This is a genomic window from Paraburkholderia phenazinium, assembly GCF_900141745.1.
Lineage (GTDB): Bacteria > Pseudomonadota > Gammaproteobacteria > Burkholderiales > Burkholderiaceae > Paraburkholderia > Paraburkholderia phenazinium_B.
Window position 1 is genome coordinate 1,164,313 of the sequence record NZ_FSRM01000002.1, and the last position, 14,987, is coordinate 1,179,299.

General features: G+C 62.1%; 14 protein-coding genes and 1 pseudogene. 9 read left to right on the top strand and 6 right to left on the bottom strand.

Annotated features, from left to right (window positions below):
* The first annotated feature begins 32 nt into the window (after positions 1 to 32).
* Positions 33 to 1,274, top strand: a complete 1,242-nt coding sequence (gene hpnI / locus BUS06_RS25365; RefSeq protein WP_083611592.1) for a bacteriohopanetetrol glucosamine biosynthesis glycosyltransferase HpnI — start codon at positions 33 to 35, stop codon at positions 1,272 to 1,274.
* A 64-nt stretch (positions 1,275 to 1,338) separates the two neighbouring features.
* Positions 1,339 to 2,388 (top strand): lysylphosphatidylglycerol synthase domain-containing protein, encoded by a 1,050-nt coding sequence (locus tag BUS06_RS25370; protein WP_074267158.1) that lies wholly within the window; start codon positions 1,339 to 1,341, stop codon positions 2,386 to 2,388.
* 4 nt (positions 2,389 to 2,392) lie between these two features.
* On the opposite strand, the gene BUS06_RS25375 is transcribed toward BUS06_RS25370, so the two are convergent.
* The gene (locus BUS06_RS25375) at positions 2,393 to 3,355 is read right to left on the bottom strand and encodes an AEC family transporter (RefSeq protein WP_074267159.1); all 963 of its coding nucleotides are present in this window, start codon (positions 3,353 to 3,355) and stop codon (positions 2,393 to 2,395) included.
* Between the two features lie 105 nt (positions 3,356 to 3,460).
* On the opposite strand from BUS06_RS25375, the gene BUS06_RS25380 reads away from it, so the two are divergent.
* The gene (locus tag BUS06_RS25380; protein WP_074267160.1) at positions 3,461 to 4,327 is read left to right on the top strand and encodes a LysR family transcriptional regulator; all 867 of its coding nucleotides are present in this window, start codon (positions 3,461 to 3,463) and stop codon (positions 4,325 to 4,327) included.
* Here BUS06_RS25380 and BUS06_RS25385 read toward each other — a convergent pair.
* Entirely contained in the window at positions 4,324 to 4,989 is a 666-nt protein-coding gene (locus BUS06_RS25385; protein WP_074267161.1) for a VC0807 family protein, read from the bottom strand. The two genes, BUS06_RS25380 and BUS06_RS25385, sit on opposite strands and share 4 nt — an antisense overlap.
* A gap of 134 nt (positions 4,990 to 5,123) precedes the next feature.
* On the opposite strand from BUS06_RS25385, the gene BUS06_RS25390 reads away from it, so the two are divergent.
* On the top strand, positions 5,124 to 5,660 hold the full coding sequence (locus BUS06_RS25390) for a GNAT family N-acetyltransferase (RefSeq protein ID WP_074267162.1): 537 nt from the start codon (positions 5,124 to 5,126) through the stop codon (positions 5,658 to 5,660).
* 38 nt (positions 5,661 to 5,698) lie between these two features.
* Here BUS06_RS25390 and BUS06_RS25395 read toward each other — a convergent pair whose 3' ends face one another.
* On the bottom strand, positions 5,699 to 6,439 hold the full coding sequence (locus tag BUS06_RS25395) for a GNAT family N-acetyltransferase (protein WP_074267163.1): 741 nt from the start codon (positions 6,437 to 6,439) through the stop codon (positions 5,699 to 5,701).
* Positions 6,440 to 6,550: 111 nt separating this feature from the next.
* Between BUS06_RS25395 and BUS06_RS25400 the strand changes: the two are divergent.
* Both BUS06_RS25400 and BUS06_RS25405 read left to right on the top strand, forming a co-directional pair.
* Positions 6,551 to 8,076 (top strand): annotated as a pseudogene (locus tag BUS06_RS25400) (PLP-dependent aminotransferase family protein).
* Between the two features lie 244 nt (positions 8,077 to 8,320).
* A complete protein-coding gene (locus tag BUS06_RS25405) occupies positions 8,321 to 8,641 on the top strand; it encodes a hypothetical protein (RefSeq protein WP_174567561.1) in 321 nt (106 codons plus the stop codon).
* 94 nt (positions 8,642 to 8,735) lie between these two features.
* On the opposite strand, the gene BUS06_RS25410 is transcribed toward BUS06_RS25405, so the two are convergent.
* On the bottom strand, positions 8,736 to 9,479 hold the full coding sequence (locus BUS06_RS25410; protein ID WP_074267164.1) for an ArsR/SmtB family transcription factor: 744 nt from the start codon (positions 9,477 to 9,479) through the stop codon (positions 8,736 to 8,738).
* A 242-nt stretch (positions 9,480 to 9,721) separates the two neighbouring features.
* Between BUS06_RS25410 and BUS06_RS25415 the strand changes: the two genes are divergently transcribed.
* Positions 9,722 to 10,324: a flavin reductase family protein gene (locus BUS06_RS25415; RefSeq protein WP_074267165.1), complete on the top strand. Its 603-nt coding sequence runs from the start codon at positions 9,722 to 9,724 to the stop codon at positions 10,322 to 10,324.
* Between the two features lie 221 nt (positions 10,325 to 10,545).
* Entirely contained in the window at positions 10,546 to 11,775 is a 1,230-nt protein-coding gene (thrS, locus tag BUS06_RS25420; protein ID WP_074267166.1) for a threonine--tRNA ligase, read from the top strand.
* 44 nt (positions 11,776 to 11,819) lie between these two features.
* On the opposite strand, the gene BUS06_RS25425 is transcribed toward thrS, so the two are convergent.
* Both BUS06_RS25425 and BUS06_RS25430 read right to left on the bottom strand, forming a co-directional pair.
* Positions 11,820 to 13,259 (bottom strand): DHA2 family efflux MFS transporter permease subunit, encoded by a 1,440-nt coding sequence (locus tag BUS06_RS25425; protein ID WP_074267167.1) that lies wholly within the window; start codon positions 13,257 to 13,259, stop codon positions 11,820 to 11,822.
* A gap of 63 nt (positions 13,260 to 13,322) precedes the next feature.
* Positions 13,323 to 13,991 (bottom strand): glutathione S-transferase family protein, encoded by a 669-nt coding sequence (locus BUS06_RS25430; RefSeq protein ID WP_074267168.1) that lies wholly within the window; start codon positions 13,989 to 13,991, stop codon positions 13,323 to 13,325.
* Between the two features lie 488 nt (positions 13,992 to 14,479).
* Between BUS06_RS25430 and BUS06_RS25435 the strand changes: the two genes are divergently transcribed.
* Positions 14,480 to 14,857 (top strand): lysozyme inhibitor LprI family protein, encoded by a 378-nt coding sequence (locus tag BUS06_RS25435; protein WP_074267169.1) that lies wholly within the window; start codon positions 14,480 to 14,482, stop codon positions 14,855 to 14,857.
* Positions 14,858 to 14,987 lie beyond the last annotated feature (130 nt).

Genomic DNA, 14,987 nt, shown 5'->3' on the forward strand with positions numbered 1-14,987 from the left:
CTCTTCCGTCGTTCCGCGCGGAGGGACCAGGCATGAAGCGCCTCGCCTGGCTTGTGTGTCCGATCGCCGTGCTGCTTGCGATCGGGCTTGTCGAATTCGAAGGGCCTGGGCGCGCAGTGCATCTGATGCTCTCCGCGCTGGCGCTGCTGTGTGGCATGGGTGCTGTGTTCGGTATTGTGTACACGCTGCTGGCCGGCGCGTTGATCCGACGTTTCTTTGCTCGTACTCCTTCGCAACCCACCAGCTTTCCGCCGGTCACCATCGTCAAGCCATTACATGGCGACGAGTGGACCTTGCTCAGCAACCTGTCGAGCTTCTGCCATCAGGACTATCCGGGTCAGCTGCAATTCCTGTTCGGCGTGCACGACTCGGAAGATCCTGCGCTGCAGACCGTAGAACAACTGCGTTTGCTGCATCCCGAAGCGCACATAACGGTTGTGGCCGATGCGCGCCTGTATGGGCCAAACCGCAAGATGAGCAACATCCTCAACATGCTGCCGGAGGCGCAGCATGATGTGTTGGTCTTTGCGGACAGCGACGTGAGCGTTGGCCCGAGTTATCTGCGCAATGTAATCGGCGAGTTGCAGAAACCTGGTGTGGGACTGGTCACCTGTGTCTATCGTGGTCAACCGGATCCGGGCTTTTGGCCGCGTCTTTCGGCGAAAGCCACCAACTACCAGTTCCTGCCTAGCGTCGTGACGGGCCTGGCGTTTGGAATGGCGCGGCCGTGCTTCGGACAGACCATAGCCATGCGGCGCGAGACGCTCGAGAAGATCGGCGGCTTCGCGCAGTTCGTGCATCACCTCGCGGAAGATCATGCGATCGGCGAAGCAGTGCGGATGATCGGCGAAAAGGTGGTGATTCCGCCATTCACTGTGTCGCATGCCTGTGTGGAAAGCAGTGCCGCCAAGCTGATTGCGCACGAACTGCGCTGGAGTCGAACAATTCGCATCATCGATCCGATTGGGCACCTCGGCTCGGCACTGATTCATCCGCTAGCGTTTGCCTGGCTGACCGTGGCGTTTTCTGGCGGTGCAGCATGGGCATGGCCGCTTGCTGCGGTGGCGCTGCTCGCGCGCCTTGCGCTTAAAGTCCAGTCCGATCACGCATTGCGGCAAGCGCATCGCGATCTGTGGCTACTACCGTTCTGGGATATCGTATCGTTTTTGATCTTCGTGGCGAGCTTCTTCTCGACACGGGTGATCTGGCGAGGCTTCAGTTTCAAGGTGGACGGCGATGGTTTGCTATCGCCGGTTCAGGACGAGTCAAGGTAATGCGGATTTCTTTGAAAGGTTGCGTGGGTCTGGAGCTCGACGAGCCGCGCATAGCGGCTACGTGATGAAGCATCTTGGCCGTATTGCCGCGCTGGCGGGGCTGATTGCGTCGCTGTGGTTAGTTCTGCATGACAACCCCGGCGCAGTGCTTGGACTGATGCGTGCCGCAGGCGCCGGGTTGGTGCTGGCGGGACTGGCCCACGTCCTGCCGATGCTTGCCAACGCACGTGACTGGCAAAGCCTCATCCGCGGCGCAAACCGCCCGAGCGTTGCGGGCATGTTGCAGCTGGTCTGGATCCGCGAATCGGTCAACAGCATGTTGCCGGTGGCGCGCATCGGCGGCGAGGTGGTGTCGTTCCGCATGATGCGGCGGCGTGGCCTGCGTGGCTCGACCGCGGCGGCGAGTCTCGTCGTCGACATGCAACTCACGCTGATCAGCCAGTTGATGTTCACGATGGTGGGCATCGGCTTTCTGTTCGCGCATGCGGCATCCGGCACGCTACGTCTTGCTGCCGATCTGGCATGGGGCATTGTCGCGCTCACACCGCTACTGGTGCTGTTTTCGCTGGTGCAGCATGCAAGCCCGTTCGAACGCATCACCCGTGTGCTCAACCGTGCAACCAGCGGCAAGCTGGCCGCGCTCGTTGGTCAGTCGGCGCAGATCGATCAGTCGATCAAACTGATCTGGCGCCGCCGTGGTGTGGTGCTGCGTTACCTCTTCTTCTGGCAACCTTTGCAGTGCGTATTGACCGCGCTGGAGATCTGGCTCGCGGTGCATTTTCTTGGCGCGCAGGTGAGTTTCACCGAGGCGGTAGTGATCGAATCGCTGATCCAGGCGGTTAGCAGTGCGGCCTTTTTTGTGCCCGGAGGCCTTGGGGTGCAGGAAGGCGGGTTCATTCTGATCGGCGGGGCACTCGGTCTCGATCCTTCAACCTGCCTCGCACTCGCGGGCGCGCGACGGATTCGCGATCTGCTGATTTTCGTGCCGGGACTGTTTGCCTGGCAGATTGCCGAGTCTTCCGGTGAGGCGCACGGCCGACTGGTCCGCGCGCTATCTTCGACTACGAGGACGACAGCTGCAGCCAGCCAGGGCCACGAAGTCAAGAAGTCCTGATGGATCAGCCGCGCGGCATATACAGCAACAGCAGGGACAGCGTCACGAGTGAGCCTAGCGTCGACAGAAGTATTGTCCGTGACGTGATGTGCGCCTCACGCCGATAAAACTCCGCGAGCATGAACGGCCCGGTGCCTGTGGGCAGCGCGGCCAGCACGACCGACATCTCCACCAGCATGGGCGATAGCGCGAACACGCGCGCGGCCAGCCACCACGTCAAAGCCGGTTGCAGCAGCAATTTGGCGCCCGTCAGTGCCCAGGACGCGACGTGGTTCGACGTCGAGGGTGCGGAGGACCTGTCTGCAGGCGTCCGTTTTTCAGCAAGGAACAATCCGAGGCTGACGAGCGCGCAGGGGCTTGCCGCACCGCCCAGCAGCTTCAGGAATGTCTCCGCGCTTTGCGGCAACGTCACGTGAACGCTGGCGACCAGCACGCCGACGATCGGCGACACGATCAGCGGATTGCGCGCCAAGGACCGCACTACCTTGAACGCCAGCCGATGCGGTGCGCGTTCGGTCTGCAGTCCCACTTCAATCAGGACGATCGCGATCGCAAACAACACGCAGGCGACGAGGATCGTGGCGATCGTGGTCGGCGTCTGGCTGGCTTGTCCGAATGCGATCAGGCACAGCGGAAAGCCAATGTAGCCGGTGTTCGGATACGAGCCCGCAATGGCATCGACGCTGGCATCGGCGAGCGGCCGGCCACTCAGCAGACGGACCATGAGAATCAGCACGAATACGACGGAACAGGAGAGCGCGAAGGTGGCGACAAACGCCGGCTGATAAAGCTGATGCCAGGTAGCGTGCGCCATGATGTCGAACAGCAGTGCAGGCAGCGCGAGCCAGACGACAAAACGGTTCAGTTCCGACGCCGCCGTGGGGCCCAGCAGGCCCCGCTTGCGGCACACGAACCCCGCGAAAATCAGGCCAAATACGGGAAGCAGGATCTCAAGGGTCGATAACATTGGTGTGGCAGTCTGGCGGCTGGAAAATACAATGCGCCAGAGTAGTGGTTCGGGTTGATACAATCAAATACCGTTTCAGGCGTTCAACAATACCTTTTTTGCATCGTGATCGACGTCAAACCGCTGCGCTATTTCGTGACGCTTGCCGAGACCCTCCATTTTGGCCGGGCTGCGGCACGGCTCAATCTGTCGCAACCGCCGTTGAGCCGCCAACTGGCGGCGCTCGAGGCGAGTTTGGGCGTTACGTTGATCGAGCGCAGCCCGCGCAGCGTCACGCTGACGGCGGCGGGCGAGCGCTTCTATGTGGATGCCAAGGCCATTCTCGGCGCGATTGAACAGGCCGCGCGCAATGCGCAGGCCGCCGCGCATGGCGATGCCGGCACGCTGGCGATTGGCTTCACGATGTGCGCGGCGTATAGCGTGGTGCCGGGATACGCGCGGACCTTCGGTGCCGCGTATCCGGAGGTGACGCTGAATCTGCGCGAGGTGGTGTCGAACGATTTGGCGGCACAGGTGCTGGCCGGCCAGATCGACGCGGCGATCATGTTTCCGAGCGTGCCGAACAGGGGGCTCGAGGCGCGCACGATTGTCCGTGAACCGCTCTGTGTGGCACTGTCGCGCGCGCATCCGCGTGCCCGGGCGCGGCAGTTGAAAATTGGGCAACTGGCGGGCGAGCCGTTCGTGTTGGCCTCGGAGGAGGTGGCGCCTACGTTGCGGGCCACCATTCTCGAGCATTGCCGCTCAGGTGGTTTCGAGCCCGACATCCGTTTCGAAGTGCAATTGCAGCAGACCGTGCTCAGTCTTGTCGACGAAGGCGTCGGCGTTGCGCTGGTGCCTGCGTCGATGCGTAAAGCGCAGCTTGCGGGTGTGGTGTTCCGGCCGCTGGCGGATGCGCCGATGATTGAGCAGGTGCTGGTGTGGTCGCCGGCGAACCGGAATCCGTGTCTGGTGCGGTTTTTGGAGCTGGCTTAGCGAGGGACGTTAGTGCTGTGCGACGCATTGTGCGGCCCACTGACCAAACGTTCGGCATCCTGCTTGATACGTCGTCGATACCAGAACGTCCACAACATAAGGACGCCATAAAAACTGTAGCGCACGAGATTCGACACCAGCGCCGCATGAGGACTACTCTCGGCGTCCCAAACAATCGACGTGCGTATCACGTTCTCCGCTACAAGACCGATACCCCACACCAGCGTCATGACGCGGACTCTCGAGGCCAGTGTGGGACTCTCCCGCCAGTCCCGTTCGAATTCGCTCGCGTTTTGCATACTCTCGCGAGCCATGGTGGATCGCGCCAGGTAGAACACGATCGGACGCGGCAGCAACAGCGAAACAAGAAAGGCGACGCCGATCATGCCCGACACCATCGGCTCTTCAATCGTCAGCTCTTGCGGAACGCCAGTCACAGTGACCGTCGCCAGCGACAGCAGGATGCCGATCAGAACGATGCTGCTCAAGGCGTCGAAATGACGGTGACGTACCAGGTCCCAGGCCATCCACGCAATGAGCGGCAAGGCCGAAGCGAGCAGGGCACCCGCTTGCCCCCAATGCGGATGGGCGAGGCGGTAAGCGAGCCACGGCAGCGCGAAGTTGATGAAAACGGCGGACAGGTATCTGAGTCGAAGCTTCATGCGCTGTGCTCCGAGTGGGCGCTTATGCTTCTTGCGGGCGTGCGTTCATGCAGGTCAGAGCGGATCGCGCGGACCATTTTATGCCCAAAATCTGCCATCATCCCATCCACCCCTCAACCTTCTTCCTCCTCCCTATGACCGAGTTAAGCACGCTCCTCGAAACCGATCGCCTGATCATGCGTCCCCACGTCCGCGCGGATTTCGACGATAGCTTCGCGATGTGGTCCGATTCCGAGGTGACGCGCTTTATCGGCGGCCAGCCGTCCACCCGCGAGGAGACCTGGTCGCGTCTGCTGCGCTATGTCGGACATTGGACGATGCTGGGATTCGGGTACTGGGCGGTGCGCGATAAAGTGAGTGGCACGTTTATCGGAGAAATCGGTTTTGCCAATTTCGAGCGGCAGACCGAGCCGTCGCTCGGCGGCATGCCCGAAGTCGGCTGGGCGCTGACGCCCGCCGCACAGGGGCGTGGCTATGCGACCGAAGGCGTGCGCGCGGCCCTGAAGTGGGCCGATGCAAAATGGCCCGCCGCCGACACCGCCTGCATTATCGCGCCGGAGAACGCGCCCTCCTTGCGTGTGGCGCAGAAGTGCGGTTACGTGGAGTGGACCCGCGGAACCTACAAGGGCAAACCGCAGATCCATCTACGCCGCGCCGCAGGGGCCGCCTGAGACGCGTGCGTCAGGGCTCGAGCCTCGACGCGCCGAACTCAGGCGCCCGCCTCGCCCGCTATCGCTCGCCGCCGTGCAATCAGATCCGCAAGCTTTTCGCGCTGATTACCCTCGGCGTCGAAATTGCTCTGCTCGAGCCATTGCGCGAAACCCTCGCGTACCGCTGGATATTCACTGTCGATGACGGAAAACCACGCGGTATCGCGATTGCGTCCACGGCTGACGATCGCCTGGCGGAAGATTCCTTCGAACTTGAAGCCGTACCGTAGCGCCGCCGCCCGCGATGGTGCGTTGAGCGAATCGCACTTCCATTCGAAACGCCGGTAGCCAAGATCCTCGAACACGTAGGTCATCAACAGCGCCATCGCGTCGCTGGCGATACGGGTTCTCTTCAGACGCGGCGAGTAGGTGACGTGGCCGACTTCGATCACGCCATTAGGCGCGTCGATGCGCATCAAGGCTAATGTGCCGACGGCCTTGCCGGTCGCGAGATCGATCACTGCATGGTGCATCGGATCGGCCAGCGCCGCGGCCTTCGTCAGGTGTTCGCGATACGCTTCGAGGCTCTGGAACGGCCCCACGGCCAGATAGGTCCAGTCGCGACCGTCCGTGGCGGTGCTATAGGCTTCGTAGAGGTCTTCGACATGCCGCTCCACATCCACCCGCTCGATCCGGCAATAGCGTCCGACGAGCGGCTCACGCCCGGGTAGCTGAGCGCCCTTCCAGTCTGGTAAGTCAAAGCCGATTGGCTGCTTGTATTCGTTGAGGCGTGGTTCCACTTTTTTCTCCTGGCTTGCTTGCATTCAGGAGAGACAATACGGCAAACGTGGTATGTTAAAAAGATCCACGAAAGCAGTATTTGATAGGTCCACAGGGTAGGTCGATACACGATGATCGAAATCATAGGGCCGTTGGCGCATGACGCCGTCACGCCGGCCGGCAAGCCTGTGCCACTGCAGAAGCAGTGATCGGGCGTCTGCAGCAGGCGATTCTGGCCGGGCGGCTGCCGGCAGGAGCCTTGTTGCCGTCGTCGAGGCTGCTCGCGGCAGAACTCGGCGTCTCGCGCAACACGGTGGTGATCGCGTACGACCATCTGGTCGCCGAAGGCTACGTGCTGGCCGATCGCAAGGGCACGCGCGTGAATCCGCTATCCAGCCCCGCATCGCGCGTCGACGCGCGCCCGGATATGGCTACCGCCGAGGTTGCCTACGCGGCGCGGCTCGAGCCGTTCGCCGCGCTCCGGCCGCATCCGGGCGGGATGGCTGTTTTGATGCCGGGCACCCCGGCGCTCGATCGCTTTCCGCTCGGCGCGTGGCGCCGTTCGCTCGAGCGCGCCATGGAGCGTGCGTTGCCGCATTTGCTTGGCTACGGCGACCCCGCCGGCGAGCCGGCTTTGCGCGACGCCATTGCCGCGCATCTGCGCGTGGCGCGTGGCGTCAGTTGCGACGGCTCTCAGGTGGTTATCACCGAGGGCGCGCAGGAAGCGTTGAACCTGTGTGTGAGGCTGCTCACCAATCCCGGCGATATCGCATGGGTCGAAGATCCCGGCTATCGCGGCGCCAAAGCGGCCTTCAACCTGGGCGATCTGAAAACCGTGCCGATCCGTGTCGATCAGGAAGGCATGGACGTGCCGGCAGATGCGTGGCGCGTCAGCCCACCCAGACTGATTTATACGTCGCCCGCGCATCAGTATCCGACGGGCGCCGTGCTCTCGGTGGCGCGGCGGCTCGAACTGATCGCGCAGGCGCGGCGTGCGGGCGCCTGGCTGATCGAAGATGACTACGACGGCGAGTTCCGGCACACCGGCGAACCGATCGCCAGCATGCAGGGGCTCGTGCCCGACGCGCCGGTGCTGTATGTCGGATCGTTCAGCAAGACGATGTTTCCGGCGCTGCGGATCGGCTTTGTCGTGCTACCGCGCAGCATGGTGGCGCAGACGCGCACACCGTTGCAGGAAATGCTGCGCGGCGGTCATCGGCTTGAGCAGTGGGCGCTGGCGAACTTTATCGAAAGCGGCGAATTTGGCCGCCATCTGGGGCGGATGCGGCGGCTTTACCGTGAGCGGCAACAGGCGTTGCGCGAGGCGCTGGCTGCGCACTTCGAACCCGCGCAGGTTCTGGGCGGCAATTGCGGCATGCATCTGACGCTCAGACTGCCGCCGCACATATCGGATCGCGCGGTCGTCGATCTTGCGCAGCAGCAACAGATCAGCGCGCGTGCGCTTTCCGGGTTCACGTTACAGCCGCAAGACGAAGACAACGGGCTTGTGATCGGCTATGGGAATACGTCGGCGGAGCAGATTGAGACGGCGGTCCGTTCGCTGGCGCGATGTGCAAGCGAGGTGGCGGGCACGGTGCGTCCGAGACGGCGTGTTGCAGGTGCGAAGACCTGGAGACCTAAAGACCTGAACGCGTGAACGCGCAAGCATGTCCATGACCTCACGTCGTGTAAGTTTTACTTTTGTTGAAACGCTCGGCGCGTTGTCTTTACGCGATCTCAGAACGCCTGAAGCTCGCCTGCACGCTGTCCCGGCTTTGCGATGTCCATGCCACCGCTTATCCCACCGGACTCACACCTCACTGGCCGTATTCGGCATTGCCTCGGGCATGAAGAATGCCTTATGTTCTCTCGTGACGAACCTTCGTTCATTCAGAGAGGACATGATGGATATTCGACCGACCGCGTGGTTTCCGCTGGACCGTTATACGCCCGTCCGTGACGGCTGGTACGAGGTTCAGCTAGTGAGCGGCGATACGGCGTTTGCGAAGTTCGGCGAGAACGAGTGGAGCGAAAAGCCGCTGCTCGTATTCACGCATTGGAGAGGGCTTTCCTCCGATCCGGCCCGCTCTGGCGAAAGCGAGTCGTTCAGCGCCGAGGCAACCGCGGCCGAAGGCGTTCGCGCGGCTTGGAATGCGTTCTTTCCGGGGCTCGGTGGGGAGCAGCACAAACCGCTGGAACCTGAGCACGGCGAGAAGAGCTAATTCACGTGCGACCGTGATGCGCCATCCACGGATTGCGATGGCGCATCTCGACAGCAAACCGGTGACGCACCGCGTCACTCAACTTTCATCGTGTCTACGCTTCGGGCACGACCTCCACACGTCTGTCGTCGACGGCGAGTTCCCCCAGCCTTCCTTCGATACCCAATTCGTCTTTTAGCCACGCCCAGCCTTGCGGCGTCACCTGTACCGCACGCGTTGCCTTGACCCGCCGCAACCAGCCCTTCGCGCACAGCAGCTTCATCCATTGCACGCCGAGCGGCCCAGCCAGATGATGCTGCCGCTCCGACCAGTCCAGGCACTGGCGCGCGAGACCTCGGCGCGTGGGTTGCAAATCAGGCACGTTCAACCCCATCCGGGCGAACCAGTCCATTCCAGCGGGGCTGACCTCGAACTGCTTGTCGGTCGCCGCTACGATCACACCGCGCCGCTCCAACGCCTGAGTGACCGCAACGCCGAGTTGTCCGGCCAGATGGTCGTAGCAGCAGCGTGCAAAGCGCAACTTCCTGGCGTCCGCGCTGAGCGGCTTGATACGAGGGCGGCTCGGCGGCGTGATCGACGCCAGGTTTTCCAGCAGTAATGCCACGTGCGATCCGCCTAGCCGGTAATAGCGGTGCCGGCCCTGCGCTTCCACTTCGACGAGTCCCCCGGCCAGCAGCTTCGCCAGATGCGTGCTGGCGGTCTGTGCGGTCACGCCGGCCGCATAGGCGAGCTCGCCGGCGGGCAGTGCCCGTCCGTCGACCAGTGCCATCAGCATGCTGGCGCGGGCTGGGTCGGCGATCAGGAAGGCGGTGGACGCGATATTTGGTTGGGCACACATGGTCGATCTCCTGTCGATCGGCGCCGGCGCTTTAGCGCGCGACTCCGATCCCATGCAACGTAGTGGCTGCGATGTTTCCATCATAGGGGCTCGCGGAGGCCGCATGCTTCGATGCGTATCGAAACGTTGTGGCGCCGCTGGGCACTGGTGCCCCAACTCTTGGCTAGAATGCCATCTGGCTCGGATTCGATACGCAGGCACGCCGCACGAACCGATGAACTGTTCGCACGATGAAGGCAGATATGAAAGGCACCAGAGAACCAGTCGAACTATCGCGGGCGACCCAGTTACTGAATCACGGTCCAGTCACCGTGATCACCAGCGCGCACGCCGGACGTACGAACGTCATGGCGGCCTCATGGGCCATGCCGCTCGATTTCAATCCGCCGAAAATCGTGGTGGTGGTCGACAGCCGCACCCTCACGCGGCAACTGATCGAAGCGAGCGGCGTGTTCGGCCTGCAACTGCCGAGCCGCGGATTCGCCCGGCAGACGCTTGCGGTCGGCTCGACGCCCGGCAACGATCTCGACAAGTTCGCTGCATTCGATCTGGAGACGTTTCCGGGTCAGCGCATCGACGTGCCGATGCTAGCCGGCTGCATCACGTGGATGGAATGCAAGGTGATTCCCGACGACAGCCAGCGCCACGATCTGATTATCGGCGAAGTGGTGGCGGCGTACGCCGATAGCCGTGTCTATTCGAAGAACCGCTGGCATTTCGGTGACGATCCGGATCTGCGCACCTGTCACTACGTGGCAGGCGGGACTTTTTTCGCCACCGGCGAGGCGTTTGAAGTGGAGCCTGCGATAAGCGGGGCGGCAAGCAATTCCGAAAGTGTCGATTGACGTTTCACCAACAGATCGTTTATTGTCGACTCATGGACCTCTTTTCGTTCTCCTTCGCGCCTGTCACCACCACGACGACCACCCTCATGGGCGGGTCGTCTGGAGGTTGCGCGCGCTAGAGCAACAAGCTGCTGCAAACCCCCAAGGGCCCCGCCGGAGACGGACGGGGCTCTTGGCGTTTACGGCCTTCCGTCGATGGCTCACATCAAACGGAGCGTACTGTGAACGACCTCGATCATCGTGTATTGGGTAACAGGCTGGACCTTTTCCACCAACAGGAGGAAGGCCCCGGCATGGTCTTCTGGCATCCGCGTGGCTGGGAGTTATACCGTGTGCTGGAGGACTACATTCGCCAGAGAATGCGGCGCGCGGGTTTCCGCGAAATCCGCACGCCGCAACTGCTCGCCCGCTCGTTGTGGGAACGCAGCGGGCATTGGGAAAAATTCCGCGCGAACATGTATTCGTTCTCCGAAGGACACGAAACGGGCGGTGAAGAAAGCGCCTCCGAAGCGCGCGCGCTCTGTCTTAAACCGATGAGCTGTCCTTGTCACGTGCAGGTGTTCAATCAGCGCGTGCGTTCGTACCGCGAGTTGCCGGTACGTTATAGCGAGTTCGGCGCCTGTCATCGCGATGAACCCTCCGGCTCGCTGGAAGGGCTCAAGCGTACGCGCGCATTCGTGCAGGACGATGCCCACGTGTTCTGTATGGAAGCGCAAATCGAAGCTGAAGTCGGACGCTTTTGCGATCTGCTGCGGCACGTCTATGCTGACCTCGGATTCCCTGCATTTTCAGTGGCGCTAGCCACGCGTCCCGATGTGCGTGCGGGCTCAGATGAAGTATGGGATCGAGCCGAAGCAGCGCTTGGGCAAGCCGCTTTCGCGGCTGGACTCCAGTTCGAGGTGCGCGAGGGAGAGGGGGCGTTCTATGGCCCCAAACTGGAATTCCATCTGATCGATAGCCGCGAGCGTAGCTGGCAATGCGGCACGGTTCAACTCGACTTCGTCCTGCCGGAGCGGCTCGATGCGCTCTATGTCAACGAGCGCAACGAACGCGAGCGGCCAGTGATGATCCATCACGCGGTGCTCGGCAGCATGGAGCGTTTCATTGGCCTGCTGCTCGAGCATCACGAAGGCTGGCTGCCTATGTGGCTGGCACCGGACCAGGTTGCGGTAGCGACGATCAACGATGCAAGCGCCGCGTACGCCACGCGGGTTGTGCAGGCGCTTGAGGAGGCCGGCGTGAGAGTGGTCCTCGACGACCGGCCGGAACGGCTCGAAAAGAAGATCTACGACGCGCGCGAAATGCAGGTGCCGATCTTCGTCGCAGTCGGGCCGCGCGACGAACGCGACCAGACGATCAGCATCCGCGAACGGGATGGGCAACAGGTGGTGCTTGCAATTGCCGAAGGTGTTGAGCGTTTGCGACACGCAGGCACGCCGCCCGCGAAATAGCAGGGCTCACTGCGGATATCTAGCCGGGTGCGGCCGGGTTTTCATCACTCGGCCGCCGCCTCCGCACGAGCGTTGTTCTGTTGCCCGTTGGCGCGTAGCAACGAAGCGCCAAACAGCGCCGCCACTGCTGCAAAAACCGCTCCAGTCAGAAAGGCGAGGTGGTAGCCGCTGTTCAGTGCGGCCACCGTTCCTTGAGATGCCTGCAGCGCATCCGTGCGCGCCGCGGCAACGCTCGCGAGCACCGCGAGACCCACGGCACCGCCCATCATGAACGCGGTATTGACAATGCCCGACGCGAGACCGGATTCGCTCGGCTCCACGTCGCTCATCGCTGCCAGCAAAACCGGGTTGAACGCGATACCTGCGCCGAGCCCAAGCAGCGTCATGCCGGGCAACACGTCGAGGATAAAGCTGCCGTCAACCGGCGCCCGTGCGAAGCACGCAAGTCCAGCGGCGGCCAGCAGCAAACCGACGCCGAGCGGCAAGCGCAAGCCGAAACGCATCACGAGCCGCGCGGACAAGCCAAGCGAAAACAGCGCCATGATGAGGTTGGCAGGCAGGAAAGCGAGCCCGACCTGCATGGGCCGGTAACCCAGCACGCGCTGCAGATAAAGCGCCGAGATAAAGAACCATGCGAACATCGCCGCCGCCCACAGCACGCCGACGACATTCGCCACGGCGACGTTGCGCAGCTTGAACAGACCAAGTGGCATCAGCGGATGTTGCACGCGCGCTTCGATGCGCAGAAACAGGAGCAGTAGCGCCAGCGCGGCGACCAGCATGCCGATGGTCTGCAGCGACAGCCATCCCGCTTCGTTGCCATTGACGATCGCGTACACAGCGAGCATCAGCGACACGGTAATCGTCGCCGCGCCTGCTACGTCGAGTCGTTCGCCGTGCGCGCTGCCGCGGCCATTGGGCAACAGCGCGATACACATGGCGTAAACGGCGATGCCGATCGGCAGATTGACCAGGAAGATCCAATGCCAGCTCAAGAGGTTGGTCAGAAGACCGCCTGCCAGTACGCCGATGCTGCCGCCACCCGCACACACGAAGCCATACACACCCATCGCCTTGGCGCGCTCGCCCGGTTCGGTGAACAGATTCATGATCAACGACAGCGAAACAGCCGACACGACCGCACCGCCGAAGCCCTGCACCGCGCGCGCACAAACCAGCAGCACCTGCGAGTTCGCCATGCCGCAGGCGAGCGACGCCACGGTGAAGAGAGTGATGCCGCCCAGAAACAGCTTGCGGTGGCCGTACAGGTCGCCCAGCCTGCCGCCGAGCAGCAGGAAGCCGCCGAACGTCAGCATATAGGCGTTGACGACCCAAACCAGCGAGGTCTCGGAGAAGCCGAGATCCGCGGCGATCGACGGCAGCGCGACGTTCACGATCGTCGAGTCGAGCACGATCATCAGCACGCCTAGGCACAGGACCATCAGGGCCAGCCAGCGTTTGCGCGCGTCGATGTTATGGGTCATGCGGTGTGTCTCCGTAGTCGGGTTGCAGCGTCCGTCGGCGAGCGTTCGCGCCGGCGGGGGCGCTCAACTCAGCAGGTCATATTTGCCGCCACGTTCCAGCGCACGCTGATACGCCGGCCGCGCGTGGATGCGGTCCAGAAAACCGCGAATCGCGGCAATGTTGTCAACTCCGCCGCGCGCGGCGCCGGCTTCGAGCGGGAAGCTCATCTGCACGTCCGCGGCGCTGAACTCGTTGCCGACGAACCAGCCGGTCGGCGTGAGTGCGTCGTTGATATAGCCAAGGTGCAGCTTGATCTGCGGATCGACGAAGCTCGATTGCAGCGTCGAGGCGATCTTGCGGGCAATCGGCTTGGCGAAGAACGGCATCGGTGCGCTGCCGATCCGCGTTGCCACCAGCTTGAGCAGCAGAGGCGGCATGACCGATCCTTCCGCGTAGTGCAGCCAGTATGTATAGCGCAAACGCTCAGGCGTGCCAACTGCCGGTGCGAAGCGGCCCTGGCCGTAACGGCCCACCAGATACTCGATGATAGCGCCCGATTCGGCGATCGTGAGGCCTTCATCGGTGATAACCGGCGACTTGCCGAGTGGGTGGACCGCGCGCAATTCGGGCGGTGCCAGCATGGTCTTGGGGTCGCGCTCGTAGCGTTTGATCTCGTACGGCACGCCAAGCTCTTCAAGCAGCCACAGGACTCGTTGCGAGCGGGAGTTGTTCAGATGATGGACTGTCAGCATAGGGGATCCGGGCCTGTGGAGTGCCACATGATAGCTCTGTTGGACGGGGCGCTTTTAGAACCCACGGTCGGCTTCCAGGCGGTTCGTGTCCGGGAAGAAGCAAAAGAACAGGCTTCGCGCATCTAATTCACGGCGCCGGATATCAGGCGATGGGTTTGACTCATCTGCACGTGAGCTTTGCCCTACCCGCGCTTTATTGTGGTTTTTTGGTTTAACGATTGCGGTCGTCACAATCAATATTGAAAGTGGCTCTATCCCAGGTGCCGCGCTTTAGTGAATAATCTGCCCGGGAGATTTGCGTTAGAAACTGGCAACTGGATATTGAAACCTGCGCACCCGCTGCAATACGCGGAGGTGATTGGTGTGTCCATGGAAGCCATTAATGCAGCTGGAATAGATTTATGGGACGCGACGAAGAAGCGCCGGTTTTCGGCTGTACCCGTTAATGATAAAAAAACCTTCGTTTTAATCTAAAGGATGCATTGAGCATGAAAAAAATCGTTTTGCCGTTACTGCTGGCTGCATTTTCGATGACGGCTCACGCAGCCGGTTGCGCCAAGCCCCGCAATGCATTTGACCAGGTGTATTGCTCGAGCACGCAGTTCTCCCAGTCCGACCGCGACCTGAACCAGGAATACGACCGCGTGAAGCTGGCCTTGCACCCGGCGGAACAGGCGACGCTCAAGCACGGACAACTCGCATGGCTCAGCCAGCGCGATGCCCGATGCAGCCTTGAAAAGGACGAGGGCTACTTCGTCAATCTCGAGTGCGCAACGGACATGACGCAGCAGCGCATTGCCTTCCTGCGCGAGCGTGAACGCGAATGCAGCAGCACGGGATGCGTCGACGCGAAGCTGGGCGAATAACCGGCTGAAGTTGCTTCTACCGCATCCACGTCAGGCACCGGCAGCACGAGCACGAATCGAGCAGCAATAAAACTAGCGCTAACAAAAGCAAGAGGAAACGGGGATAAGAAGCCGCAAGCTTATCCTTGAT

Bases quoted from the DNA above. Each gene is read 5' to 3' on its own strand.
- hpnI (WP_083611592.1), top strand. From the start codon at position 33: ATGAAGCGCCTCGCCTGGCTTGTGTGTCCGATCGCCGTGCTGCTTGCG.
- BUS06_RS25370 (WP_074267158.1), top strand. From the start codon at position 1,339: ATGAAGCATCTTGGCCGTATTGCCGCGCTGGCGGGGCTGATTGCGTCG.
- BUS06_RS25375 (WP_074267159.1), bottom strand. From the start codon at position 3,355: ATGTTATCGACCCTTGAGATCCTGCTTCCCGTATTTGGCCTGATTTTC.
- BUS06_RS25385 (WP_074267161.1), bottom strand. From the start codon at position 4,989: ATGAAGCTTCGACTCAGATACCTGTCCGCCGTTTTCATCAACTTCGCG.
- BUS06_RS25390 (WP_074267162.1), top strand. From the start codon at position 5,124: ATGACCGAGTTAAGCACGCTCCTCGAAACCGATCGCCTGATCATGCGT.
- BUS06_RS25405 (WP_174567561.1), top strand. From the start codon at position 8,321: ATGATGGATATTCGACCGACCGCGTGGTTTCCGCTGGACCGTTATACG.
- BUS06_RS25410 (WP_074267164.1), bottom strand. From the start codon at position 9,479: ATGTGTGCCCAACCAAATATCGCGTCCACCGCCTTCCTGATCGCCGAC.
- BUS06_RS25415 (WP_074267165.1), top strand. From the start codon at position 9,722: ATGAAAGGCACCAGAGAACCAGTCGAACTATCGCGGGCGACCCAGTTA.
- BUS06_RS25425 (WP_074267167.1), bottom strand. From the start codon at position 13,259: ATGACCCATAACATCGACGCGCGCAAACGCTGGCTGGCCCTGATGGTC.
- BUS06_RS25430 (WP_074267168.1), bottom strand. From the start codon at position 13,991: ATGCTGACAGTCCATCATCTGAACAACTCCCGCTCGCAACGAGTCCTG.
- BUS06_RS25435 (WP_074267169.1), top strand. From the start codon at position 14,480: ATGAAAAAAATCGTTTTGCCGTTACTGCTGGCTGCATTTTCGATGACG.